The 24,299-nt window shown below is 62.5% G+C and carries 25 protein-coding genes; 17 read left to right on the top strand and 8 right to left on the bottom strand.

All coding sequences use genetic code 11. The features are described 5' to 3' along the window. Positions 1-2: 2 nt before the first annotated feature. Complete coding sequence (locus KY494_RS07535) at positions 3-368, top strand: hypothetical protein (RefSeq protein WP_219890469.1); 366 nt, start codon at positions 3-5, stop codon at positions 366-368. Here KY494_RS07535 and KY494_RS07530 read toward each other — a convergent pair. After that, a complete protein-coding gene (locus KY494_RS07530; RefSeq protein ID WP_219890468.1) occupies positions 345-1,085 on the bottom strand; it encodes an alpha/beta fold hydrolase in 741 nt (246 codons plus the stop codon). The genes KY494_RS07535 and KY494_RS07530 overlap by 24 nt on opposite strands. 143 nt (positions 1,086-1,228) lie before the next feature. On the opposite strand from KY494_RS07530, the gene KY494_RS07525 reads away from it, so the two are divergent. Next, positions 1,229-2,266, top strand: a complete 1,038-nt coding sequence (locus tag KY494_RS07525; RefSeq protein ID WP_219890467.1) for a hypothetical protein — start codon at positions 1,229-1,231, stop codon at positions 2,264-2,266. 2 nt (positions 2,267-2,268) lie between these two features. Here KY494_RS07525 and KY494_RS07520 read toward each other — a convergent pair whose 3' ends face one another. The 5 genes from KY494_RS07520 to kynU form a co-directional block, all read right to left on the bottom strand. Beyond that, complete coding sequence (locus KY494_RS07520) at positions 2,269-3,294, bottom strand: hypothetical protein (RefSeq protein WP_219890466.1); 1,026 nt, start codon at positions 3,292-3,294, stop codon at positions 2,269-2,271. Positions 3,295-3,296: 2 nt separating this feature from the next. Continuing rightward, positions 3,297-5,402 carry a toxin-antitoxin system YwqK family antitoxin gene (locus KY494_RS07515; RefSeq protein WP_219890465.1) on the bottom strand — a complete coding sequence of 702 codons (2,106 nt, stop codon included), beginning with the start codon at positions 5,400-5,402 and terminating at the stop codon, positions 3,297-3,299. Between the two features lie 63 nt (positions 5,403-5,465). Next, entirely contained in the window at positions 5,466-6,011 is a 546-nt protein-coding gene (locus KY494_RS07510; RefSeq protein ID WP_219890464.1) for an alpha/beta hydrolase, read from the bottom strand. Between the two features lie 14 nt (positions 6,012-6,025). Beyond that, positions 6,026-6,898, bottom strand: coding sequence for a tryptophan 2,3-dioxygenase (gene kynA / locus KY494_RS07505; RefSeq protein WP_219890463.1), 873 nt, complete (start codon positions 6,896-6,898; stop codon positions 6,026-6,028). A 20-nt stretch (positions 6,899-6,918) separates the two neighbouring features. Then, positions 6,919-8,169, bottom strand: a complete 1,251-nt coding sequence (kynU, locus tag KY494_RS07500) for a kynureninase (RefSeq protein WP_219890462.1) — start codon at positions 8,167-8,169, stop codon at positions 6,919-6,921. Positions 8,170-8,774: 605 nt separating this feature from the next. Here kynU and flhD point away from each other — a divergent pair. The 14 genes from flhD to cheY all read left to right on the top strand — a co-directional run bounded on the left by flhD (position 8,775) and on the right by cheY (position 21,816). Next, entirely contained in the window at positions 8,775-9,092 is a 318-nt protein-coding gene (gene flhD, locus KY494_RS07495) for a flagellar transcriptional regulator FlhD (RefSeq protein WP_034758381.1), read from the top strand. A gap of 107 nt (positions 9,093-9,199) precedes the next feature. Next, the gene (gene flhC / locus KY494_RS07490; RefSeq protein ID WP_219134759.1) at positions 9,200-9,763 is read left to right on the top strand and encodes a flagellar transcriptional regulator FlhC; all 564 of its coding nucleotides are present in this window, start codon (positions 9,200-9,202) and stop codon (positions 9,761-9,763) included. 102 nt (positions 9,764-9,865) lie between these two features. Continuing rightward, the gene (locus tag KY494_RS07485; RefSeq protein WP_219134760.1) at positions 9,866-10,627 is read left to right on the top strand and encodes a class I SAM-dependent methyltransferase; all 762 of its coding nucleotides are present in this window, start codon (positions 9,866-9,868) and stop codon (positions 10,625-10,627) included. A gap of 220 nt (positions 10,628-10,847) precedes the next feature. After that, entirely contained in the window at positions 10,848-11,708 is an 861-nt protein-coding gene (motA, locus tag KY494_RS07480) for a flagellar motor stator protein MotA (protein WP_077401985.1), read from the top strand. Between the two features lie 58 nt (positions 11,709-11,766). Beyond that, positions 11,767-12,744 carry a flagellar motor protein MotB gene (motB, locus tag KY494_RS07475; protein ID WP_219890461.1) on the top strand — a complete coding sequence of 326 codons (978 nt, stop codon included), beginning with the start codon at positions 11,767-11,769 and terminating at the stop codon, positions 12,742-12,744. 46 nt (positions 12,745-12,790) lie between these two features. Continuing rightward, complete coding sequence (locus KY494_RS07470; protein WP_096234722.1) at positions 12,791-13,339, top strand: chemotaxis protein; 549 nt, start codon at positions 12,791-12,793, stop codon at positions 13,337-13,339. 83 nt (positions 13,340-13,422) lie between these two features. Further along, a complete protein-coding gene (locus tag KY494_RS07465; RefSeq protein WP_034758362.1) occupies positions 13,423-13,788 on the top strand; it encodes a response regulator in 366 nt (121 codons plus the stop codon). A 43-nt stretch (positions 13,789-13,831) separates the two neighbouring features. Next, positions 13,832-16,033: a chemotaxis protein CheA gene (gene cheA, locus KY494_RS07460; protein WP_219890460.1), complete on the top strand. Its 2,202-nt coding sequence runs from the start codon at positions 13,832-13,834 to the stop codon at positions 16,031-16,033. 31 nt (positions 16,034-16,064) lie between these two features. Then, complete coding sequence (locus KY494_RS07455; protein ID WP_071078260.1) at positions 16,065-16,571, top strand: chemotaxis protein CheW; 507 nt, start codon at positions 16,065-16,067, stop codon at positions 16,569-16,571. Between the two features lie 187 nt (positions 16,572-16,758). Beyond that, on the top strand, positions 16,759-18,471 hold the full coding sequence (locus KY494_RS07450) for a methyl-accepting chemotaxis protein (RefSeq protein WP_219890459.1): 1,713 nt from the start codon (positions 16,759-16,761) through the stop codon (positions 18,469-18,471). 71 nt (positions 18,472-18,542) lie between these two features. Beyond that, a complete protein-coding gene (locus KY494_RS07445; RefSeq protein WP_102121798.1) occupies positions 18,543-19,415 on the top strand; it encodes a CheR family methyltransferase in 873 nt (290 codons plus the stop codon). A 9-nt stretch (positions 19,416-19,424) separates the two neighbouring features. Further along, the gene (gene cheD, locus KY494_RS07440) at positions 19,425-20,033 is read left to right on the top strand and encodes a chemoreceptor glutamine deamidase CheD (RefSeq protein ID WP_071078257.1); all 609 of its coding nucleotides are present in this window, start codon (positions 19,425-19,427) and stop codon (positions 20,031-20,033) included. 166 nt (positions 20,034-20,199) lie between these two features. Next, positions 20,200-21,270, top strand: a complete 1,071-nt coding sequence (locus KY494_RS07435; protein ID WP_071078256.1) for a chemotaxis response regulator protein-glutamate methylesterase — start codon at positions 20,200-20,202, stop codon at positions 21,268-21,270. Between the two features lie 147 nt (positions 21,271-21,417). Beyond that, on the top strand, positions 21,418-21,816 hold the full coding sequence (cheY, locus tag KY494_RS07430; protein WP_010396677.1) for a chemotaxis response regulator CheY: 399 nt from the start codon (positions 21,418-21,420) through the stop codon (positions 21,814-21,816). Positions 21,817-21,892: 76 nt separating this feature from the next. Here cheY and KY494_RS07425 read toward each other — a convergent pair whose 3' ends face one another. Then, entirely contained in the window at positions 21,893-22,645 is a 753-nt protein-coding gene (locus tag KY494_RS07425) for an SDR family oxidoreductase (protein WP_219134764.1), read from the bottom strand. A gap of 282 nt (positions 22,646-22,927) precedes the next feature. On the opposite strand from KY494_RS07425, the gene KY494_RS07420 reads away from it, so the two are divergent. Further along, entirely contained in the window at positions 22,928-23,386 is a 459-nt protein-coding gene (locus KY494_RS07420; RefSeq protein ID WP_219890458.1) for a hypothetical protein, read from the top strand. Between the two features lie 39 nt (positions 23,387-23,425). Here KY494_RS07420 and panC read toward each other — a convergent pair whose 3' ends face one another. After that, the gene (panC, locus tag KY494_RS07415) at positions 23,426-24,265 is read right to left on the bottom strand and encodes a pantoate--beta-alanine ligase (RefSeq protein ID WP_219890457.1); all 840 of its coding nucleotides are present in this window, start codon (positions 24,263-24,265) and stop codon (positions 23,426-23,428) included. Positions 24,266-24,299: the final 34 nt, after the last annotated feature.

Below are 24,299 nucleotides of genomic sequence, written 5' to 3'. Positions count from 1 at the left end.
TCATGAAAATCCGCTGGATGGCGGGCCTGGGCGCGCACGCGCTGGGCTGCCTGCTGTTTATTGTATTGAGCTGGCTGGGATTTTTCCTGTACACGCAGCTGTTCGGCAGCCTCGGCTCGCGCGGCGTGGCCGGTGGCCTGGCCCTGCTGCTGGTGTTTTATGTGTATGTGGGCACGAATCTGCTGCTGGCGCTGCTGCCGCCAGGCTGGTGGAAGCCTGCGCTGTGCGGCTTGCTGGGCGCGGCCGTGCTTGCGTATCTGCTGCCGCAGCATCCGCTGCGGGCCATCTACTTCAGCGTGCTGTCGGGCGGCTTGAGCTGGCTGGCCGTGCTGGCCAGCGCGCGTTTAATCAGATTCCTGCGCGGCTGACAGGCCGTTGACAAAGGCGGCGACCGCATCGGCGGCCGCTGCCGGCGCCGCCTGCAGCAGCATGTGCGGCGCGTCGATATCGACCAGCTGCGTGCCTGGCGCCAGGCACAGTATCTGCAAGGCGTTTGCCGGCGGCACCAGACGGTCGTGGCGGGCGCGTAGATACAGGACGGGCAGGCTGCCGCGCGCGAAGCTGGGCGAGGTGTCTTTTTCCGGTATCTCCAGCACGGCGCGCAGGCGCTGGCGCAGCACGCTGGGCGGCACTTGCGCCAGCGCCGCCGTCAGTTCGGCCTGCAGGGCCGGCGTCGCATACGGCGCCAGCAGCGCCTGGCGCAGGGCGAAGCCGGGCAGGGCGCCAAAGGGCACCATGCCGAGCAGGTGGCGCAGTGGCGTCAGCAGCGGGCGCGGATTGCGCACGAACGCACAACACAGTATCAGCGCGCGCATGCCGGGCGGCGGATCGGCGCGCAAAGCTGCCCCCAGCGGTCCTGAAAACGATTCGGCCAGCACGACGAAAGGGCGGTCCTGCGGCAAGCGCGCGCGCACGAATGCTTCCAGCGCCGCGTAATCGAGTGGCGCGGCCGGATAGGCGATGGCCTGGGTCTCGATGGCGGTTTGCGCGCGCAAGGCGGCGTCAAAACGGTGGAATAGCCGGGCCGTGCCATCCATGCCGGGCAGGAGGACAAGCAGTGTTGGGGCGGGGGAAGAGATGCTCATTGCGGCCATCATAACAGCCGTCCTGGCGCACACGCCGTCCGCCAGCCGCACGGCATGGGGGCTGGCGCCATGCTAGAATCGCCGGCGCGCCATGCGTGGCCAGTGGCCGCTGGTAGCGGCCAAATCTCCCGACAGACAGAATCATGCATATCATCTTTTCGCATTACCGCACCCTGGGCGGCGCCTTGCTGGCAGCGGCTTGCGTCCTTTCCCAGCCCGCCCGCGCCACGGCTGCACCTTCGGCGCCGGCCGGGAAAAGCCTGTCTTCGCTGCTGACCGGCGGTCCCTTGCCGCGCCTGAGCGACGATGCGCAGGTGCGCGCGGCCCTGTTCGATTTCTTCGGCTACGCGCGCGGCAGCTACACGGAAGACGATGAACTGCTGCTGGCGCAGGCGCTCGAAGCGATCAGCGAAAAGCGCGACGCCACGCGCACCGCGCTGGCCGATGGCCGCCAGTTGCTGGCGTCGATGAATGACCGCAATCAGGGCCGTGAACGGGGCGCCATGCTGCTCGACAAGCGCGGCGTCATCCTCGCCTTTGGCCTGGTCAACGGGCATTGCCACCTCGAGGGCCAGCCGCTGGCGAAAGTCTGCAATCCCGATCCGAATGCGGTGCTGACGGTATTCCACCGCAAGGGCATGCTGGTCGGCGAAGCGGCGCCCTTGCTGGCCTGGGCCAGGCAATTGCCGCCCATGCTGGCGCTGATCGCGGGCGACAAGGAAGCGGGCGCCGATGGGCAGAGGATCGCCAGCGTCGAATATGTGCTGGCGCAGCCGGCCCTGCCGGGCTGGAACCGCGCCCAGCTGCCGCCCGCCTATCCGCCGGCGCTGCTGCCGCTGCTGCTCGATAAATCCACGGTGCTGACGTCGGCCGGCGCCGGCGTGTTTGCCTATCCGCTCACGCTCAAGGGCAAGAAACAGAACAATGTGCTGGACCATGCCGAAGGCCGCCCGCCGCGCGACCTGGAAGTGGCGTTGCGCAGCTATGCCAGCTTCGATGCGGTGGTCGAGCGCTACCGCCAGCTGGCCAAGGGCGCCAGGCTGCAGCGCAATGAGCGCACGGCCTACCTCGATGGCGACATGGGGCAGGGCAGCTACCGCGTCTACATCCGCAACACGGGCGTCGATGGCGTGATGATCGACGTGGCGCTATGGCAGCGCAAGCTGGCGGCCGGCCGCTGATCTTAGCCAGGGCGCGCCTCTGCGTAGCCCAGTTGCGCCAGCTGCGCGGCGATGGCGTCGTCGCGTGTTTTCCTGCCGGTGCGCAGGCGCGCATGCGTCAGGGATGCGGGCAAGCCATGCGCCAGCAAGGCGTCGATGTCGAGCATGGTCCCGGATGCCGACAACTGGCGCAGGGCGGGCAAGGTGGCCAGGCCGGGCAGGCTGTCGAGCGTCTTGCAGGTGTGCAGGTTCAGGCGTTCGAGCACGGAATTGGGCCCCAGCGCGATCTGCCGCAGCTTGATCTGGTCTTCCACCCATAGCGCCTGCAGCAGGGGGAAACGACCGATATCGCCCAGCGTTTCCAGGCCGCGCACGCGTAGTACTTCCAGTTTCCTCAACAGCGGCGCCTCGATGTGCGCGAGCGATTCGCGGCCGCCCAGCTGCAACAGCAGCCTGTCCAGGCGGGCCATCTCCGAGATGAAATCCAGCGGCACCTTGTTCTTGATGCGGTACAGCGACAGCTCGTGCAGCGCCGGCAGGCCAGCCAGGGTGTCTATATGCTGGCTGTGGCCTTCGATGACGAGGCTGGCCAGATGCGCATACTGGCGCAGCGGCGCCAGGTCGATATTGTTCCTGGCCGATTCGCCCAGGTTCAGGTATTCGAGGGCGCGCAAATTGTCCAGTTGCAGGATGTCGCCTTGCGCCAGCTCGTACACGCCCAGGCTCAGGCGCTTGAGGTGGCGCAGCTCGCCCAGCGCTTCCAGATGGATGGCTTGCCGGTGGCAATCGATGGACAGGCTGGCCACATGCGGCAGCGCGCGCAGGATGCGGGCATCGAACACCCTCGGGTCGTAGCCGTAGATGCGGATGGTCAGCGCCGTGCCGCAAGTGGCGGCCAGGGCGTCGAGGTCGGCCAGCAGCGGCCCCGGCTCGGCCAGGGTATTGAACTGCACCAGCACCTGTTGGCCGCTGGCGATGGCGGCGCGGATCGCCCCGGCATCGATGCGCTCGGGATTCTGGATGCGCTGCGGCTGTCTTGCTTGCGTCATCGTCACAGTCCTATGGGATAGTCCACCTGCCTGGGGGGCGGGCAGCCTTCCGGCCCCGGGAACGTCTGCTTGCCCGTATCGTCAAAGCGTTTGCCGCATTCGACGAGCACGCGCTTGCGGAAGGTGTAGATGCTGGCCATCTTGCCGTTCGGGTGGTAGCAGATATTGTCGCCATCGCGGTCGGCCGAGGCGTAGCTGATCATGGTCTGGCCGTTGACCGTGCGCGTGCTGTGGCCGCTGCGCGGCTCCGTGCATTTGAGCTGGCCGCTTGCATAATACGCGTTGAAGACGGAGGTGTCGGCCGCGCGGTCGACCAGCAGTTCGTCCTTGCGCTTGCCGTCCGGGTAGTTCGAATAGCCTTCCTGGCGCTGGCCGTACTGGAAGGCGTAGTAGTACTGCGGCTTGCCGTCCGGGTAGTACATGTGGTGGTACTCGCACACGTCGTCGCGCGTGCTGCCGTCCTCCTTGAAGGTACAGCGGTGGATGTCGTTGAGCAGCTGGCCGTCTTCATAGTATTCGCGCAGGTGGGTGAGCAGGCGTCCCTGGTCGATGACGGCCAGGCGTTCCGGCTTGCCGTTCGGGTAGTAGCGCGCATCGAGGCCCTGCTTCTTGCCCTTGTCCCATAGCGTATCGAGGCGCAGGATCTTGCCGCTGTCGTCGAACGCCTGTTCGCGCCCGTCCAGCTGACCATTGCGGTAGGTGGCCGTGTAGACCACGTATTCCTTGCCGGCCGGGCCCAGATAGCGCGTGCGCGTGCCATCGAGCACACCGGCCTGGTAATGGTCGCGCTGGCGCAGCGCGCCACTGGCGTCCGTGTCGAGTGCCTCGCCCTGTTTTTTACCTTTCACGAAAGTGACGCTTTGCGTGACCTTGTCCTTGAGCTTGAGTTTCCACGGCCCGTCGCGCAAGCCGTCGATAAAGCTGCCGTCGCCGTCTTCCGTGATCCATGCGCCATGGCGCGTGCCGTTGACGTAGTTGCCGCGCGTTTGCAGCTTGCCGCCCATGCGGCGCTCGTGCGGGCCGTTCAGCTGGCCGCCCGCGTAGGTGTCGAAACCCGTCACCTCCTCTGCATCGGCATAGTTGACGACCGTCCAGCGGCCTTCGCGCTTGCCGGCCTTGTACATGCCGCTCTCGCTTTGCTTGGGATAGTTGAAGGACCACAGGCCTTCCTGCAGGCCGTCGACGAAATGGCCTTTTTCGCTGCCTTCATGCATGCCTTCGCGCACCCACAGTCCCTGGCGCTTGCCTTTCACGTACTGGCCCCGCTCGACCACCGAGCCGTCGTCCCAGGCCAGGCTGTAGATGACGGACGGGCCGTCCTGGCTGCCCGTGAATTGCTTTGGCGCCGTTTCCCACGTCACTTGCCACAGGCGGTAATTGGGCAGGATGCCCGCGCCCGCGTCGCTGTACAGCGTGTAGCTGGCAGTGAGAAAACGCTCGCCTTTCTTCTGGAAGGTCTTCTTGTAGGTGATGGCGTCCTTGCCGCCTGCCGCCACGGGCTTGCCGTCATCGCTGTAGTAGCCGACGATGGTGCCTTGCGTATGGTCGATGGCGTCGAAGTCCGCATTGCCGCTCTTGCCCCGCGCGACGCTGTAGTCCATGGGTGCCAGTTTCGCCAGCGCCGCCTTGACCTGGCCCGCATTGGGAGCGGCGCCTTGCGCCACGATGCGGTTCAGGGCCGGCTGGAGGCCGTCCAGGCGCCGGTATTTGCCGGAACCGCGGTGGTAGCGGTAGGCGCGCAAGCCATTTTTTTCTCCCTGGCGGAACAGCACCAGCATGGTTTGCACGCTGTCGTCCGTTTCCTTGTCCAGCGAGGCGTAGAAGACGGAGCGGATGACGGCGTTGCCGAACTGGTCGAGCAAAATGGGTTTCGAGCTGCCGCTCTTGCACTCGCAGTAATAGCCGTTGACACCTTCTTTTTCCTTGAGAAAGGCGACGTCAGCCCCGCTGTCCTGCGAGGCGCTGATGGCGGGATGGGCGAGACTCTTGCCTTCATAGAAGGGCGTGCCGTGGGCGAGGGCGGAGCAAAGCAGCAAGGGCAGGATAACTGGCAAGAGCGGACGTTTCATCGTGGGGCTGGCGCCGGGGCGCCGCAATGGAAAGGCCACGATTCTGCCTGTGTTCTCTGCCGCGGGCAAATGGGCGCACGCGTATCGTGTGCGCGCCCTTGTTCAGGGCTGGTGCGCGGCGCAAAAATCGAGCAGCAGCTGTTCGCCGTCCAGCCAGGGGCCGTAGCCGGCGTCGCCATTGATATGGCCGGCGTCGCCGATCATGGTGAAATCGCTGCTCCAGGCGGCGGCAAACGCGCGTGCCCGCGCGAAGCTGACGTAGGGATCATCGCCGCTGGCCACCACCAGACTGGGAAACGGCAAGGCTTGCAGCGGCATGGGAGAAAAACCCGTGGTGCCCGACGGGTAGGAGGGCGCTTCCACATCGCTGGGGGCGACCAGGAAGGCGCCGGCGATCCTGTGCGGCGAGCCGCTGGCCGCCCAATGGGCCACCAGCGCGCAGGCCAGGCTGTGCGCCGCCAGCACGGGCGGGCGTTCGCAGGCGGCGATGGCGCGGTCGAGTTCCGCCACCCATTCATCCTTGTCCGGCGTCTGCCATTCCCGGTGCGGCACGCGCGACCATTGCGGGTGGCGCGCTTCCCAATGGGTTTGCCAATGCTGCGGCCCGGAATTCCACAGGCCGGCCAGGGTCAGGACCAGAGACGACATCGATGCTCCTTAAGTTACAACTCCGTGCGCAGGGCGAATAATTCCGGGAACAATACCACGTCGAGCATCTTGCGCAAGTAGCTCACGCCGGCCGTGCCGCCCGTACCCGTCTTGAAGCCGATGATGCGCTCGACCGTCGTCACATGGCGGAAACGCCAGAAGCGGAAGGCCGTTTCCAGGTCCACCAGCTTTTCGGCCAGCTCGTACAAGGCCCAGTGTTTCGACGGGTCGCGGTAGACTTCCAGCCAGGCCGCCTTGACCGAGGCGTCGGAGGCGGTCGGCAGGGTCCAGTCGGCGTCCAGGCGCTCGGGCGCGATGGGCAAGCCGCTGCGCGCCAGCAGTTTGACGGCTTCATCGTAGACGGACGGCGTGCGCAGGGCGGCGTCGAGCACCGCATAGGTGTCGGGCTTTGTGGTGTGCACGTTGAGCAGGGCGGCGTTCTTGTTCCCCAAAATGAATTCAATCTCGCGGTACTGGAAGGACTGGAAGCCGGACGAGGCACCCAGGTAGGGCCGGATGGCCGTGTATTCGGGCGGCGTCATGGTGGCCAGCACGTCCCAGGCATGCACCAATTGATCCATGATGCGCGCCACGCGGGCCAGCATTTTAAACGCGGGCGCCAGGTCGCCGCTTTGCAGGTTGGCGCGCACGGCGTGCATTTCGTGCAGCATCAGCTTCATCCACAATTCGCTGGTCTGGTGCTGCACGATGAACAGCATCTCGTTGTGGTTCGGCGACAGCGGATGCTGGGCCGTCAGGATGCGGTCCAGCGCCAGGTAGTTACCGTAACTCATCGATTCGCTGAAATCCATCTGCGCGCCATGCCATTCGGCGCCTTGCTGGGCGCCCGCATGCATGGGGCATCCGCTGCTGTTTTCTTTGCTCATGGTGTTCTCTTGGTTCGGGTTCAGGTGACGGCGTCGCGCTTGGCGGCGATGTCGTAGGCGAGTGTGTCGAGGATGTCGCGCAGGATCTCGACGGCATCCCACACGTCGGCAAAGCTCGTGTACAGGGGCGTGAAGCCGAAGCGCATGATGGCCGGTTCGCGGTAGTCGCCGATCACGCCGCGCGCGATCAGTGCCTGCATCACGGCATAGCCGTGCGGGTGCGTGAAGCTGACCTGGCTGCCGCGTCGCGCATGCTCGCGCGGCGTGACGAGGCCCAGCGGATGGCTGGCGCAGCGCTGCTCCACCAGCGCGATGAACAAATCCGTCAGGGCCAGCGACTTGCGGCGGATCGCTTCCATGCTCGTTTGCGCAAAGATATCGAGGCCGCATTCGACCAGGGCCAGCGAGACAATCGGCTGCGTGCCGCACAGGGCGCGGGCGATGCCGTCGGCCGGCGCGAAGCCCGGGTCCATGGCGAACGGCGTGGCGTGACCCCACCAGCCGGACAGTGGCTGGCGGAAGCGCGCCTGGTGTTTTTTCGGCACCCAGATGAAGGCGGGCGAGCCGGGGCCGCCGTTCAGGTATTTATAGGTGCAGCCGACAGCCAGGTCGGCGCCGGCACCGTTCAGGTCCAGCGGCACGGCGCCGGCCGAATGGGCCAGGTCCCACAGTGCCAGCGCGCCTTGCGCGTGGCAATGGCTGCTGATGGCGGCCATGTCGTGCTGGTAGCCCGTGCGGTAGTTGACGTGCGTGAGCATGGCGACGGCGCAAGCGGCATCGATGGCTTGCGTCAGTTCCTCGGGGCTGTCGACCAGGCGCAGCTGGTAGCCGCGGTCGAGCCAGGCGGCCAGGCCTTGCGCCATGTACAGGTCGGTGGGAAAGTTGCTGCGTTCGCTGACGATGACCCTGCGCGCGGCATGGGCGGGATCGCTGGCCTGCATCTGCAGGGCGGCGGCCAGCGCCTTGAACAGGTTGACGGAGGTGGTGTCGGTGATCACCACTTCGCCAGTCTGCGCGCCGAGCAGTGGCGCCAGGCGGTCGCCCAGGCGCTTCGGCAGGTCGAACCAGCCCGCGCTATTCCAGCTGCGGATCAGGTCCGTGCCCCATTCGGCCGTGATGACGTGCTGGGCACGGGCCAGGGCCGCTTTCGGCCGGGCGCCCAAGGAGTTGCCGTCGAGATAAATCACGCCTTGCGGCAAGTCGAATTGCTGGCGCAGGGGCGCCAGCGGGTCATCGAGGTCGCGCGCGCTGCAGTCATGTCGAGAAATCATGGTAGCTTTCATGTTGGGACTTGCGTTAATAGCACGATATTGCTTGAGGTCTAAAGTATTGTGCGGAAGCAGGCAGTGTAGCAAATCCCCGCCAAAAAGCGGCATTTGCGCCTCGGATGAGGGGTGGAAAGTGACGTTCTGCGGGGCGTCAACGAAAAAAATCACGTTTTTTTTAAAATATTTTCAAATCGCCCTAAAGTTCTGCGATTTGCCGCCGTCAACGATTACATGAACGGCGTCAAGCCGCCAAAAAGAATGCGGGTCTTTTAAATATTTTTCGAAAAAGCCCTAAAGTTCCTGTCAAGGCAGCCGTTATCTAGGTAAGCAGACTTGATTTTGATCAAGTTGTTGTAAAAAAGTGATATTTTTTACAGGCCTGAATCCGGGTAAATCCCCTTCAACGGCCACCTCCCGCATCCGCGCCGTTACTGGCGTGCGACCATGATCGAGTAGTGTTTGTCAGACAAACACCTACGGTCCTGCCCGCCATTTCCCGACCAAAAATACAGTCCTTCGCCTCTGTTGCGTTTGATGTTGCTCCTGCAGAATGTATCTCACTGGCAACAGACAACGCCAGCTGAATTCAACGGATTGAGGAGATGGAAATGACTGCTAACGACATGATGGCTGAGATTCGCGACGCTAACCTGAGCTACCTGATGCTGGCCCAGCAAATGATTCGTGCGGACAAGGTAACGGCCATCTTCCGTTTGGGCATAGCCGCCGAAATCGCCGAATTGATCGAAGGCATGAGCAATGCGCAGATCCTGAAGCTCGCTGGCGGCAACATGATGCTGGCCCGCTTCCGCTTCGACGACAGCGCCATCCTGGGCATGTTGACGAACTACAATAAAGACCGCTCGCTGGCCCAGTCGCATGCCGCTATTCTGATGGCAGGCCAGGGCGTCGAAGAAATCGCTTAAGGTTCCCATCAAAACGTCCATGGCGGCGTTGCATTGCCCTGAACATTTTGCTGGCAACCTTCAGTCAGTATCAGTCGCCGGTATCAGTCAGTAGTGGAGTACACAGCATGGCCAAGAAAAGTGTCGTATCGGAAGCGCAAGAAATCCAGCTGGCCATCGAATTGATACAGCTGGGCGCGCGCCTGCAACTGCTGGAGACGGAAGTCTCGCTGTCGCGCGAACGCCTGCTGAATCTGTACAAGGAATTGAAGGGCGTCTCGCCGCCCAAGGGCATGCTGCCCTTTTCCACCGACTGGTTCCTCACCTGGCAGCCGAATATCCATTCCTCGCTATTCATCAATATCCACAAATTCCTCGTCGACCACGCCGGCGCCACCGGCATCGAAGCCGTGATGAAGGCGTACAAACTGTATCTCGAGCAGATGCCGCCCGAAGCGGGTGAAGAGCCGTTGCTGTCGCTGACGCGGGCCTGGACCCTGGTGCGCTTTTTCAGCAGCAAGATGCTGAACATGGCGCCCTGCGGCAAGTGCGGCGGCAAGTTTGTCGTCAACTGCCTCGACCTGAACGCCGATTATGTCTGCGGCCTGTGCCATATGCCTTCGCGTGCCGGCAAGACCAAGAAGGCGCGCGATGAAGCAGCCGCGGTCGCGTCGCCGAGCATCGCCACCTGATACTGCCCCGCATCGCTCAAGCCGGAGCTGGTCGCCAGACCGGACTCCGGTTTTTTCATGGTGCTTTCGCTTACACTGGCGTTTTCCTTCTTTGACTGCCCCATGCTGCAACAAATCCTGCGCGCGCCCGCGCTCAAGGCCATCCTGATCCAGGTGCTGGCCTTTCCCTTGATGTTGCTATTGGTGTATGGCCTGGCGCGCGCAGGCGTGGCCATGTCGTTGTCCGTCGTGGCCTTGCTGCAGGGTGTGCTGGCGGCGCTCATCACGTGGCGTGCGGGACTGGCGCGCTGGTGGTGCGCCATCGGCCTGCTGTTCGCGCCCGCGCTGCTGGCGGCCAGCTTGCTGCACTGGCCCCCGGTCGTGTTCCTGGCGGCCTTTGTTTTCCTGTTGAGCTTGTATTGGTCCACGTTTCGCACGCAAGTGCCGTTTTACCCGTCGGGGCCGAAGGTCTGGCAGGCGGTGGCCGAGCTGATCGCGGACCGTCCCGGCGTGCGTCTGGTCGATATCGGCAGCGGCCTGGGCGGCCTGGTGCTGGACCTGGCGCGGCGCCGTCCCGATGGGCAGTTTTCCGGCATCGAGCTGGCGCCGCTGCCGTGGCTGGCAAGCCGCCTGCGCGCGCGGCTGTCGGGCAGCCGCGCGCGCTTCCTGCGCGGCGACTACGAAGCACTCGATTTCAGCCGCTACGATGCGGTCTTTGCCTACCTGTCGCCAGCGGCGATGGCTGCCCTGTGGCGCAAGGCGGAAAGGGAAATGTTGCCCGGCAGTATGCTTCTTAGTTACGAATTCCAGATTGCCGCACGCGAACCCGATAAGACCATCGCCGCCACAGAGGGTGGCCCTTTACTTTACATATGGTGCTTTTAAGCAATTGTCTGCGTTATTTGCTTGCCCGGAGGGCAATCTCACGTTATTGTAGTTCCACACGGCATTTTCTCGGATTTGCATTGAAAAGCAGCACATTTCAATTAACTCCCGGTTACTTTTTTTGCCGCTGTCTTCGTCGGCGGCGCAGCCGCCAGAGGGCAGGAACAGGTTTGAACATGCCGGGCACACAGCCCCGGCCATTATTGGGAGTCAGGGCACTTTGTTAGTCATAATCGGATACATCATCGTCTGCGCCTCGGTCTTTGGCGGCTTCGCGCTGGCCGGCGGCCATCTGGCGGCGCTGTTCCAGCCGCTGGAGTTGCTGATGATCGGCGGCGCCGCCCTGGGCGCCTTCCTTGTTGGTAACAATAACAAGGCGATCAAGGCGACGATCGCCGCCTTGCCCAGCCTGTTCAAGGGTTCGCGCTATACCAAAGAGCTGTACATGGAACTGATGTCGCTGCTGTTCGAAGTGCTCAGCAAGGTGCGCAAGGAAGGCTTGATGTCGATCGAAGGCGATATCGACAAGCCCGAAGAGAGTCCCCTGTTTTCCAAGTATCCGGCCGTGCTGGCCGATCACCACATCGTCGAATTCATGACCGATTACCTGCGCCTGATGGTATCGGGCAATATGGATGCGTTCCAGATCGAAAACCTGATGGACAACGAAATCGAGACGCACCATCACGAAGGCGCCGTGCCGGCCCACGTGATCGCCAAGGTGGGCGACGGCTTGCCCGCTTTCGGTATCGTCGCCGCCGTGATGGGCGTGGTGCACACGATGGAGTCGGTGGGCATACCGCCGGCCGAGCTGGGCATGCTGATCGCGCACGCGCTGGTCGGCACCTTCCTCGGTATCTTGCTGGCGTATGGCTTTGTCGGCCCGCTGGCCAGCCTGCTGGAGCAGAAGCTGGAAGAGTCGAGCAAGATGTTCCAGTGCGTGAAAGTAACCCTGCTGGCCAGCCTGAACGGGTATGCGCCGGCGCTGGCCGTGGAGTTCGGTCGCAAGGTCCTGTTCTCGACCGAGCGCCCGACGTTCAACGAGCTGGAAGACCACATCAAGAAATCGAAAACGAAGTAAGCAGTGAACAGACGCCTGGACACCATGATTCATTTGCAGCACACGGAAGGGGGACGCCATGGCCGATGAAGGCATGCGCCCGATTATCGTCAAGCGTATCAAGAAGACGGCTGGCGGCCACCATGGCGGAGCGTGGAAAATCGCCTACGCCGACTTTGTCACGGCCATGATGGCCTTCTTCCTGCTGATGTGGCTGCTGGGCTCCACCTCGAAGGGCGACTTGAACGGCATTTCCGAATTCTTCAAGACACCGCTGAAAGTGGCGATGGCGGGCGGTTCCGGCAGCGGCGAGAGCAATTCCGTGATCCAGGGCGGCGGCCAGGACCTGTCACGCCAGGATGGACAGGTGCGCAAGGCGCAGGAAGAGCCGCAGCGCAAGTCGTTCGACCTCAATTCCGCCAAGGCCGCGCTCGAACGCGAGGAAGGCAAGCGCCTGCAGGCGCTCAAGGCGCGCATCGAAGCGACCATCGACGCCGATCCCCTGCTGAAAAAATACAAGAACCAGTTGCTGCTCGATATCACCAGCGAAGGCTTGCGCATCCAGATCGTCGACGAGCAGAACCGTCCGATGTTTGCGCTCGCCAATGCGAATCTGCAACCCTATACCAAGGAAATCCTGCACGCCATCGGCTTCGTGCTCAATGAAGTGCCGAACCGCATCGGCCTGTCCGGCCACACGGATTCGACGCCCTACATGAGCGATGCCGGCTACAGCAACTGGGAATTGTCGGCTGACCGCGCGAATGCGTCGCGGCGCGAACTGGTGATTGGCGGCATGAAGGAAGAAAAAGTATTGCGCGTGGTGGGACTGGGCTCGGCCGCTCACCTGGATAAGCTCGATCCCTTCAATCCGATCAACCGGCGCATCAGCATCATCGTCATGAACAAACGCACGGAAGAAAATGTTTTGCGCGATGGGGCGGCGATAGAGCTGCCGGTGAGCGATGCCGCTTCCGCCGCTGTCGCTTCGGGGCTGGCGGCTGGTGCGCCGCCCGCGGCGGCGCCAGTTCCCGGCCCGGCAGCGGCGAAAAAATAACACGCAAGGCTGTCAACGCGTGGTGTACTGAAACAATGAGACCTTTATGACAAGAAAGAAAATACTTGGCTCGCATGTAAAACGCCTGCTGTCTGGCGTGTCGGACCATGGCCGCAAGCACTTGACGGAGGTGGAAACCGACCTGGTGCAGACCGGTATCTTGCTGGAAGAGGCAATCGAGAAGCTGTCCTTCAATTTCATGGCGATACACGCAGCCGTCGCTGCGCAGCAAGATACCATCGCCATGCTGCTCGCAGGCGGCGTGCCGGCCGAGGAGCAGCGGGAAAAACTGCTGGCGCTGCAGGACGAAGTGGGCGGCTACGTGAATGCCGCCATCACCAGCATGCAGTTTCAGGACATGACCAGTCAGCTGATCGAGCGTACCCTGAAGCGCGTGACGGGCTTGCGCGAGTTCCTCGGTACCTTGGGCTCGCATGGCGCGGAGATGTTGCCGGAGAGCGACAATGAAGAAATTGTCGCCTTGCTGGGGCGGGTCAGCATGGCGCTGGCGATTCAAAGCCTGGAGTTGCGCAGCGTGCTGCGCAAGGCTGTCAGTCAACAGCATTTGGAAAGCGGCGACATCGAGCTGTTCTAGCATGCCAGTGTGGAACGCTTGCGGTTGCATGGATTGATTAATCAAATACTCGGGCAGGATGCCCGGAATAAGTGGGAGCAAAGATGGCCAAAACGATACTTGCAGTGGACGATTCCAGCTCATTGCGCCAGATGGTGGCGTTCAGCCTGAAAGCCGCCGGTTACCAGGTGGTGGAGGCCGTCGACGGCCAGGATGGACTGGAAAAAGCCAAGCTGCAAACCGTGGACCTGGTATTGACGGACCAGAACATGCCGCGCATGGATGGCCTGGAGCTGATCAAGCTGTTGCGCGAGCTGCCGACCTACCAGAAGGTGCCGATTTTGATGCTGACGACGGAGTCGTCGGACGAAATGAAGTCGAAAGGACGTGCCGCCGGCGCCAATGGCTGGCTGGTCAAGCCCTTCGATCCGCAACGCCTGATTGAAGTGGTCAAGAAGGTGATCGGCTGATGCCAGCCGCGCAGCGCAACGATGCACATGACGGAGTCACCCTATGACCATCGATATTAGCCAGTTTTTTCAGGTCTTTTTCGATGAGGCCGAAGAACTGCTGGCTGAAAAAGAACGGCTGCTGCTGGCCGTCGATATTGCGGCGCCCGACGCCGAAGACCTGAATGCCATTTTTCGCACCGCCCATTCGATCAAGGGCGGCGCATCGACGTTCGGCCTCTCCGACATGAGCGAGGTGACGCACATCCTCGAGTCGCTGCTCGACCGCATCCGCCAGGGCCAGATGGCCCTGACGGCGGAACACGTCGACGCCTTTTTGGCCGCCAAGGACATCCTCAAGATGCAGCTCGACGGTCATCGTCTGGGCAGCGCCGTCGACCAGGATGCCGTGGCCAATGTGCGCATGATGCTGCAGTCGTTCTCGCAGGACGTGCCCGTGGCCGCGCTCACGCCCATCGCGCCAGCGTTCCATACGGCGGAAAAAGCAGCCGTCAGCCACGCCGGCGGACATCGCATCCGCCTGGAGCTGCCGAAGATGGAAGAGCGCGAAGTCGATGCGCTGGCGGCCGAACTGGGCTTGTTGGGCGACGTCGCCGTGTCCACCCTGGCCGACGCGCGCAAGGTGCTGGAAGTGACGACGCATGAAAGCCTGGACGATATCCTGGCCATCTGCTCGTTCGTGCTCAATCCCGACGACATGGTCATCACGCAGGCGCCGCCACTGGCGCCAGGCGAAGCCGAAGCGGCCCGCGCGGCGCAGGAAAAAGCCCAGGGTTATGGTTTCTTCGACCCGCTGCCAGGCGCGCCTGGAGCGCAGGGTGCGGCCGATCCCGGCTATGGCTTCTTCCAGCCGATCGAGGACATCCGCGCCGCCGCCGGCGTGCAGAGCGACGCCGAACAGGGCTACGGTTTCTTCCAGCCGCTCGAACAGATTCGTGCCGATGCCGCCAAGGCGGGCAACGCCGGCGCCGCCGCCGTGCCGGCCGTGGCGAGCGCCGCGACCGAGGTGGAGCCGGAAAAGAAACCGGCCAGGAAAGAGGGCGACAAGGCCGGTACCGAATCGTCGTCGATCCGCGTCTCGATTGAAAAAGTCGATCAGCTGATCAACCTGGTGGGCGAGCTGGTGATCACGCAGGCGATGATCGAGCAGCGCGCTGGCGCGCTCGACCCGATGCTGCACGAGAAACTGCTCGACAGCGTCAGCCACCTGACGCGCAATACGCGCGACTTGCAGGAAGCGGTGATGTCGATCCGCATGATGCCGATGGATTTCGTCTTTTCGCGCTTCCCGCGCATGGTGCGCGACCTGGCGACCAAGTTGGGCAAGAAGGTCGATTTCATCACCAATGGCGCCGCCACGGAACTGGACAAGGGCCTCATCGAGCGCATCGTCGATCCGCTGACGCACCTGGTGCGCAACAGTATCGATCACGGCGTGGAAATGCCGGCCGCCCGCGTGGCCGCCGGCAAGACCGAGGCCGGCCGTTTGTTCCTTTCGGCCAGCCACCAGGGTGGCAACATCATCATCGAAGTATCCGATGATGGCGCGGGACTGAACCGCGAGCGCATCCTGGCCAAGGCGCAGCAGCAGGGACTGGACGTGTCCGAGTCGATGAGCGACGCCGACGTGTGGCAGCTGATCTTCGCGCCCGGCTTTTCCACCGCCGAGGCGGTCACCGACGTGTCGGGCCGCGGCGTGGGCATGGATGTCGTCAAGCGCAATATCAGCGCCATGGGTGGCGTCGTCGACATCCGTTCGGCGAAGGGCTTCGGCACGACGATTTCGATCTCGCTGCCGCTGACCCTGGCCATCCTCGATGGCATGTCGATCCGCGTCGGCGACGAAGTGTATATTTTACCGTTGGGCTTTGTCATCGAATCGCTGCAGCCGGCCGTTGAGGATATCAAGGACATCAGTGGCAAGGGGCAAGTGGTGAAAGTGCGTGGCGAGTACCTGCCGCTGATTCCCTTGTACCAGATGTTCGACATCGCGCCGCGCTTTACCAGTCCGTCGGAAGGCATCTGCGTGATCCTCGAGACGGAAGGGCGCAAGGCGGCCCTGTTTGTCGACGACCTGGTGGGACAACAGCAGGTCGTGGTGAAAAACCTCGAATCGAATTACCGCAAGGTAGTGGGCATTTCTGGCGCCACCATCCTGGGCGATGGCGGTGTGTCGCTGATTCTCGATGTCGCCGCCCTGATCCGTTCCTCTCGCCAGCTGGCCGACGAGTCCATTTTTTCGTAATACCGATAGATAAAAGATAGGAAAACGCACCATGTCAGATACTCAACAAACATCCGGAAGCAATACGGGCGACGGCAAGGACATCGCCGGACGTGAATTCCTGGCCTTCACCCTGGGCTCCGAAGAGTACGGCATCGATATTCTGAAGGTCCAGGAAATCCGTGGTTACGAAGCGGTCACCCGCATCGCCAACGCGCCTGAATTCATCAAGGGCGTGATCAACCTGCGCGGCATCATCATTCCCGTGGTCGACATGCGCATCAAGTTCAACCTGGGCACGCCCGTGTATGACCAGTTCACGGTGGTGATCATCCTGAACATCGGTGGTCGCATCGTCGGCATGGTGGTCGACAGCGTTTCCGACGTCACCACCCTGACGCCGGAGCAGGTGAAACCGGCGCCGGAAATGGGCACCGCCTTCTCGACCGACTACATGATCGGCCTGGGCACCATCGACGAGCGCATGCTGATCCTGGTCGACATCGACAAGCTGATGTCGAGCAGCGAGATGGGCCTGATCGACAAGCTGGCGGCGTAAGCGGCAGCAAGGCGGCGCCCGGTGCGCCGCCGTGTTGCCACGCAAAGTATCACTACAGATATGCATGTACCGGCGCGAGCAGCATCTAGAGGCGCGCCGGCAGGCTGCAAGGTCCGACAGAGACCAGGCCACAACACGGCGCCGTCCGGTTGAACGGGCGCCGTTCACATAAATATTGGAGACTGTAATGAGTTTGCGCGATTTTAAGATAGGTACCCGGCTGGGGATAGGTTTCGGCAGCATCCTCGCCATCCTGGTGGTGGTGATCGTTTCGGCGAATGCACTGAATTATCGTAACAAGGCCCAGTTGCTCACGGGCCTGGCACTGGCCAGCGAAAAAAATACGCAGGCGTCGCTGATGAAAAGCGCGATGCTGGAAACCGGTATCGCCATGCGCAATATCGGCCTGCAGGGCGATGTCGGCCTGATGCAGGTGGAAGAGGGCAAGGTGCGCGAGCAGCGCAAGCTGTACGACGGCGCGCGCGGCAAGCTGGCCACCTTGGGCCTGTCCGATGGCGAGAAGACGCTGCTGGCCAATATCGCCAGGGTCGACGGCGAGGTCGATGCCGCCTTCAAGGAAGCGATGGGGCAGGTGCTGGCGTTTAACAGCGAGGGCGCGGCGAAGGTGATTGCAACCCGCATCGACCCTTTGAACAAGACGACCCTGGCCGATATCAACAAGCTGCTCGACTTGCAGCATGTGGCCCAGCAAAGCTTCATGGACGATTCGCTGGCGGCCGATGCGCGCCTCATGATGGTACTGTTCATCCTGGGCGGCGCGGCGGTGGCGATCGGCGCCTGGTGCGCCATCTTCATCACGCGCTCGATCACGGTGCCGCTGTCGGGCGCCCTGGCGGTGGCGCAGAAGGTGGCTGCCGGCGAGCTGACAGCGCGCGTGGTGGTCGAAGGCAAGGATGAAACGAGCGCGCTGCAGCAGGCGCTCAAGGACATGAACGAGAGCCTGGTGCAGACGGTCAGCGACGTGCGCACCGGGACGGACACCATCACCGTGGCGTCGCGCGAGATCGCCAGCGGCAATGCGGACCTGTCGGCGCGCACGGAAACGCAGGCCAGTTCGCTCGAAGAGACGGCGTCGTCGATGGAAGAGCTGACGTCGACCGTGAAGCAGAACGCGGACAACGCGCGCCAGGCCAACCAGCTGGCCGTGTCGGCATCGTCGGTGGCGGAGCAGGGCGGCAAGGTGGTGGCGCAAGTGGTCGACACCATGGGCTCCATCAAGGACAGTTCGCGCAAGATCGTCGATATCATCGGCGTCATTGACGGCATCGCGTTCCAGACGAATATCCTGGCGCTGAATGCGGCCGTCGAAGCGGCGCGCGCAGGCGAGCAGGGACGCGGTTTTGCGGTGGTGGCGTCGGAAGTGCGCAATCTGGCGCAACGATCCGCTGGCGCCGCGAAAGAGATCAAGGGCCTGATCGGCGACTCGGTCGACAAGGTCGATGCGGGCAGCCGCCTGGTGGATGAGGCGGGACAGACCATGGGTCTGATCGTCACATCGATCCGGCAGGTGGCCGACATTATGGGCGAGATCACGGCGGCAACGCAGGAACAGAGCCATGGCATCGAGGAAGTGAACCAGGCCATCGCGCAGATGGACCAGATGACGCAGCAAAATGCGGCGCTGGTCGAGGAAGCGGCGGCGGCGGCCGAAAGCATGCAGGAGCAGGCGCAGAAACTGGCCGACGCCGTCAGCATTTTCAAGCTGGGCGGCGAGAGCGCGGCGCAGGCGTCCGTGCCCGCGCCGGTGAAGGCGCCGGCACGGCCGGCACCGAATATGGCGGCAACTACACGGCGGTTGGCAAAGACGGCGCAGGCCGGCACGCCACCGCCCGCGAAAAAGCTGGCGGCGGCCGGCGGCGATGATTGGGAAGAGTTCTGACGCCAACCCGGTCCCGCTAGTTATACTTGCAAAGGCATTGGTCAGAGTAGTCATAGAGAGGTAAAAACAAAATGCCGCAAACTAAAACGGATTCGGTCAAGGAATTTGATTTCACTGGCAAGGACTTCGAACGGGTCCGCGCCATGATTTACAAGCGGGCCGGCATCGCGCTGGCCGACAGCAAGCAGGAGATGGTTTACAGCCGCCTGGCCAGGCGCCTGCGCGCGACCGGCATCTCCTCGTTCGTCCGCTACCTGGACGACCTGGAAGCGGGCCGCATGGGCGACGAGTGGGAAGCGTTCACGAATGCGCTGACGACCAACCTGACGTCGTTCTTCCGCGAGGCGCATCACTTCCCGCTGCTGGCCGAGCATGTGAAAAAACTGAGCGGTCCGATCACCATCTGGTGTTCGGCCAGTTCCACTGGCGAGGAGCCGTACTCGATCGCCATGACGGTGTGCGAGGCGTTCAATACGCTCACGCCGCCCGTCACCATCATCGCCACGGATATCGACACGAACGTGCTGGCCACGGCCGCCAATGGCGTCTACAACCTGGACCGGCTCGAGAAGATGCCGGCCGACCGTGCGCGGCGCTTTTTCTTGCGCGGCAAGGGCGATCGCGAGGGGCAGGTGCGGGTGCGCCCGGAACTGCGCCAGATGATCACCTTCAAGCCGCTCAACCTGCTGGCCGACAGCTGGCCCCTGACGGGACAGTTCGACGTCATCTTCTGCCGTAACGTGATGATTTATTTTGACAAGGCGACGCAGCGCAAGATCCTGTCGCGCTTTGTGCCGTTGATGAAGCCTGATGCCCTGCTGTTTGCGGGCCATTCGGAGAATTTCCTGTACGTGTCGGATTCATTGAAGCTGCGCGGTAAAACAGTCTATGAGCTCGACCAGCCTCGGGGCGCCGCGCCCAAGGCATCGTCGCATCGTACATGAGAGTGAAATATGAGCCTGGAATCCAAAGAGCAATTTGCCACTAACGTCTATTACGACAGGACGTTCAATTGTGACGCCGCCAAGATCTTGCCTGGTGAGTATTACTTTACCAACAAGGACATGCTGATCGTCACCGTGCTCGGCTCCTGCGTCTCGGCCTGCATCCGCGACCGCGTTACGGGCCTGGGCGGCATGAACCATTTCATGCTGCCCGACGGCGGCAGCGATCCGAATAGCCCGATTTCCGCGTCGATGCGCTATGGCACTTACGCCATGGAGATATTGATCAACGATCTGCTGAAGGCCGGCGCGCGGCGCGAGAACATGGAAGCGAAGGTGTTTGGCGGCGGCGCCGTGCTGCGCGGCTTCACGGCGATCAACGTCGGTGAACGCAATGCGGCTTTCGTCATCAATTACCTGAAGGCGGAAAAGATGCGCGTGGTGGCCGAAGACTTGAACGACATCCACCCGCGCAAGGTGTATTTTTTCCCCCGCAGCGGCAAGGTGCTGGTGAAAAAGCTGATGCAGACGCACAACGACACCCTGGTGCGCCGCGAACTCGATTACGCCAGCCGTCTCAAGGTTGCGCCCGTGGGTGGCGAGATCGAGCTGTTCTAGTAACACCAGACCAAACCTACTGCGCGTCGTGCTTTGCGGCCTGCGATGCTCACCGTGCTTCAGCACGGTTGCGCTTCTTAGCCACAAATCACTGCCGCTCGCTACGGTTTTGTCTGGCGTTTTTACCGATTAAGAATAAGGGCCGCAAGGCCTGGAAGGATATTTTATGAAGATCAAAGTATTGATCGTGGATGATTCGGCGCTCATTCGCAGCGTCATGACGGAAATCGTGAATAGCCAGCCCGACATGGAAGTGGTGGGGGCGGCGCCCGATCCGCTGGTGGCGCGCGAGATGATCAAGCAGACCAACCCCGACGTGCTGACCCTCGACGTCGAGATGCCGAAGATGGATGGCCTCGACTTCCTGGAAAAACTGATGCGCTTGCGTCCGATGCCGGTGCTGATGGTGTCGTCGCTGACCGAGCGCGGTTCGGAAATCACCATGCGCGCGCTGGAGCTGGGCGCCGTCGATTTCGTCACCAAGCCAAAGATTTCCATCCAGAGCGGCATGCGCGAGTACACCGACATGATCGCCGACAAGATCCGCGCGGCCTCGAAGGCGCGCATCCGCGCCCGCACGCTGCCGTCGGCGGGCGACCGGGTAGCCGCACCGCTGCCTGCGCTGCGCAGTCCCTTGACGTCGAGCGAAAAGCTGATCATCGTGGGCGCCTCCACGGGCGGCACGGAAGCGATCCGCGAATTTTTGATGCAGATGCCATCCGATTGCCCCGGCATCCTGATCACGCAGCACATGCCGGAAGGATTTACGCGTTCGTTTGCGCGTCGCCTCGATTCGCTGTGCAAGATCTCGGTGCAGGAAGCGGCAGGCGGCGAACGGGTGCTGCCCGGCCACGCCTACATCGCGCCCGGCCATTCGCATCTGACCCTGACGCGCAGCGGCGCCAACTACATGACCAAGATCGACCAGGGCGAACCGGTCAACCGCCACCGCCCCTCGGTCGATGTGCTGTTCCGTTCGGCCGCGCAATCGGCGGGTAAAAATGCCGTCGGCGTGATCCTGACCGGCATGGGCAAGGATGGCGCACAAGGCATGTTGGAGATGAAGGCCGCAGGAGCGTATAATTTTGCGCAGGACGAAGCCAGTTGCGTGGTGTTCGGCATGCCGCGCGAGGCGATCGCCATCGGTGCTACGCATGAGGTCGGCGCTCTGACGGCGCTGCCCGGCATGGTGCTGGGACACCTGGCTGCGCATGGCATGCGTGCTTTGCGCGTGTAAGCCACGTTTTGTATGATCTGGGGCAAGTTTGTTCGCCTAAAAGCAACGAAAATGCTATCCTACAACTTGCTGCCGTAGTGTCGACCATAATGTCGGCATTCATGTCGATATTATTAACAAACCGCTACAGAAACAACGGAGTTATTCATGGCTGATCCAAAGATGAAATTTTTAGTCGTTGACGATTTTTCGACGATGCGCCGCATTGTCCGGAATCTGTTGAAGGAACTGGGTTATGCCAACGTCGATGAGGCGGAAGACGGCGTGATGGGCCTGGCCAAGCTGCGCGCGGAATCCTACGATTTCGTCGTCTCGGACTGGAACATGCCTAATATGGATGGCCTGACGATGCTGCAGCATATCCGCGCCGATCCCGCACTGGCCAAGCTGCCCGTGCTGATGGTGACCGCCGAAGCGAAAAAAGAAAACATCATCGCCGCCGCGCAAGCTGGCGCCAGCGGTTATGTTGTCAAGCCGTTCACGGCCGCGACCCTCGATGAAAAGCTGAACAAGATTTTCGAGAAGCTGGAAAAAGCCGGCGCCTGATCCAGGCTTGACCGTTATCAAGAAAAACGCTGCCAGTGCGAACTGGCGGCGTTTTTTTCGTCGGCCTGCACCTTGCTTACACCAGGCCGCCATTCGCGCGTAACGTTTGTCCATTCACCCAGCGGCCGTCGGGGCCAGCCAAAAAGGCCACGGCGGCGGCGATGTCGTCCGGCGTGCCCAGGCGCTCCAGGGGCGCCATCTTGCTCATGCGTTCTATCATTTCCGCCGTCTTGCCATTCAAGAACAGGGCCGTGGCCGTGGGGCCGGGTGCGACGGCATTGACGGTGATGTTCTTGCCGCGCAATTCCTTGGCGAAGATAGTCGTCATCGTCTCGATGGCCGCCTTGCTGGCGCCATAGATGCTGTAGCCGGGCAGGGCCAGGCCAATCACGCTGGTCGAGAAGTTGACCACGCTGCCGCCGTGGCGCAAGCGCGTCGCCGCCTGGCGCATGGTGTTGAAGCTGCCCTTGACGTTGATGGCGAACAAGCTGTCGAAGGTGGCGTCGTCCGTGTCGGCCAGGGCGGGCAGCGCGGGCGGCATGATGCCGGCGTTGTTGACCAGCACATCAACGCCGCCGAAGGCCGCTTCGGCCGCATCGAACAGCGCTTGCACCTCGCCCGCATCGGCGACGTTGGCCTTGACCGCGATGGCGGCGCTGCCGTCGGCAAGCATGCTGGCCACCAGCTCGTCTGCCGCCGCCTTGTCGCTGGCGTAATTGACGACGACCTGCATGCCATCGCGCGCCAGGCGGCGGGCGATGGCCGCGCCGATGCCGCGCGAGGCGCCCGTGACGATGGCGACCCTGGCTGGGGTGAGTATGGTATGCATGCTGCTTCTCCTGTCATGGTGGGCGGCCCGCGCGATGTGTCTGCGAGCCCGTATGGCGATTGTGATCTTTATTGTTGCGTGGATAAAGACTGGTTTGATGGTTTTAGTGTGCAATCCAGATCAACAGTCACGGCGCCAGCCGTCGGGCAAACGCTGCCATGCAGCTGATTGCTACGCAGAATGAAATATTTCCCAAAGTTAACTTTACACGTCAACTAAAGTGGCTCATGATCGCTGCACTATTCCACCTCTGTCCCCGACCCCGACAAGAAGGAGCGCCACATGCGCCGAGCACCCGTATTATTCTTTGCCCTGAGCACGGCCTTGCTGGCGGCTTGCGGCGTGAGCCTTGAGCAAACCAGCGTCGCCCCTATCGCGCCTGCCGTCGTCGAGGCGCCGGAGCCTGCCGCGCAGCCGGCAGCCGATGGCGATGGCCGGCATGCCTATCTGCATCGCATGGGTGGCCATGATTATGTCAGCCTGAGCCAGAACGGCCCGCAGGGCGGCTTGCCGATACTCACAGGGGCGCAGCGCGGTGCGCACGCCATCCGCCTGCTGGCAGCCGATCCGGCCCAGGCACGGGCCATCCTGCGCAGCCTGAGGCTGCCTGCAAACCAGCGCAAGTTGTGGGCGGGCGAGGAAATCGTGCTCGATGCGGCCAGCTATGACATGTTGCAGGCGGCACGCGGCCATCACAGGCCGCTGTTTGCCGAGCTCAAGCTGGTCGGGATGGAGAGGTAGATAAAGAAACGGGGCCGAATGGCCCCGTTGTGAATGCGTTTAAATTTCCAGATTATCAATCAGACGCGTCTGCCCCAGCTTGGCCGCGGCCAGCACCACCAGCGGTTCGCCGGCGGCCAGTTCGGCGGCGCTCGGCGCTTGCAGGTTGGCGCGCTTGCGCACGGCGATGTAGTCCGACTTCCAGCCGCGGCCGTCCAGCAGCCGCATGGCCGCCTGTTCCAGTTCACCGACGGCCAGGTTGCCCTTGCGCACTTCCTCGGCCACGACATTAAGTCCCTTGAACAGCTCCGGCGCTTCCGCGCGTTCGCTTTCCGACAGATACATATTGCGCGAGGATAAGGCCAGGCCGTCGTTGGCCCGATACGTTTCAGCGGCGATGATTTCCGTCGGCAGCGCGAACTGGCGCGCCATGTTGCGGATGATCATCAGTTGCTGGTAATCCTTCTTGCCGAACACGGCTACTTTTGGCCCCACGCACGAGAACAGCTTGGTGACGACCGTGCATACGCCTTCGAAGAAGCCGGGGCGGAATTCCCCTTCCAGGGTATTGCCCAGGTCATCGGGCGGGCGCACGCGGTATTCCTGCGGTTCGGGGTACAGTTCCTTTTCCGTCGGCGCGAACAGCACGTACACGCCTTCCTTTTCCAGCTTGGCGATATCGTCCGCCATGGTGCGCGGATATTTTTCGAAGTCTTCGTTCGGGCCGAATTGCAGGCGATTCACGAAGATCGAGGCGACGACGGGGTCGCCATGCTTGCGCGCCAGGCGCATCAGCGACAGATGGCCTTCGTGCAGGTTGCCCATGGTGGGGACGAACGCCGTGCGCAGCTGTCCGCTGAGCTGGTCGCGCAATTCTTCGATGTCGGAAATAATTTTCATGGATTGCTTTCGCTAAAACCCCGTTGTACGGTGG

The sequence above is a fragment of the Janthinobacterium sp. PAMC25594 genome (assembly GCF_019443505.1).
Lineage (GTDB): Bacteria > Pseudomonadota > Gammaproteobacteria > Burkholderiales > Burkholderiaceae_D > Janthinobacterium.
Note: the sequence above shows the minus strand (reverse complement) of the source record. Positions and strands in the feature narration are given on the sequence as shown.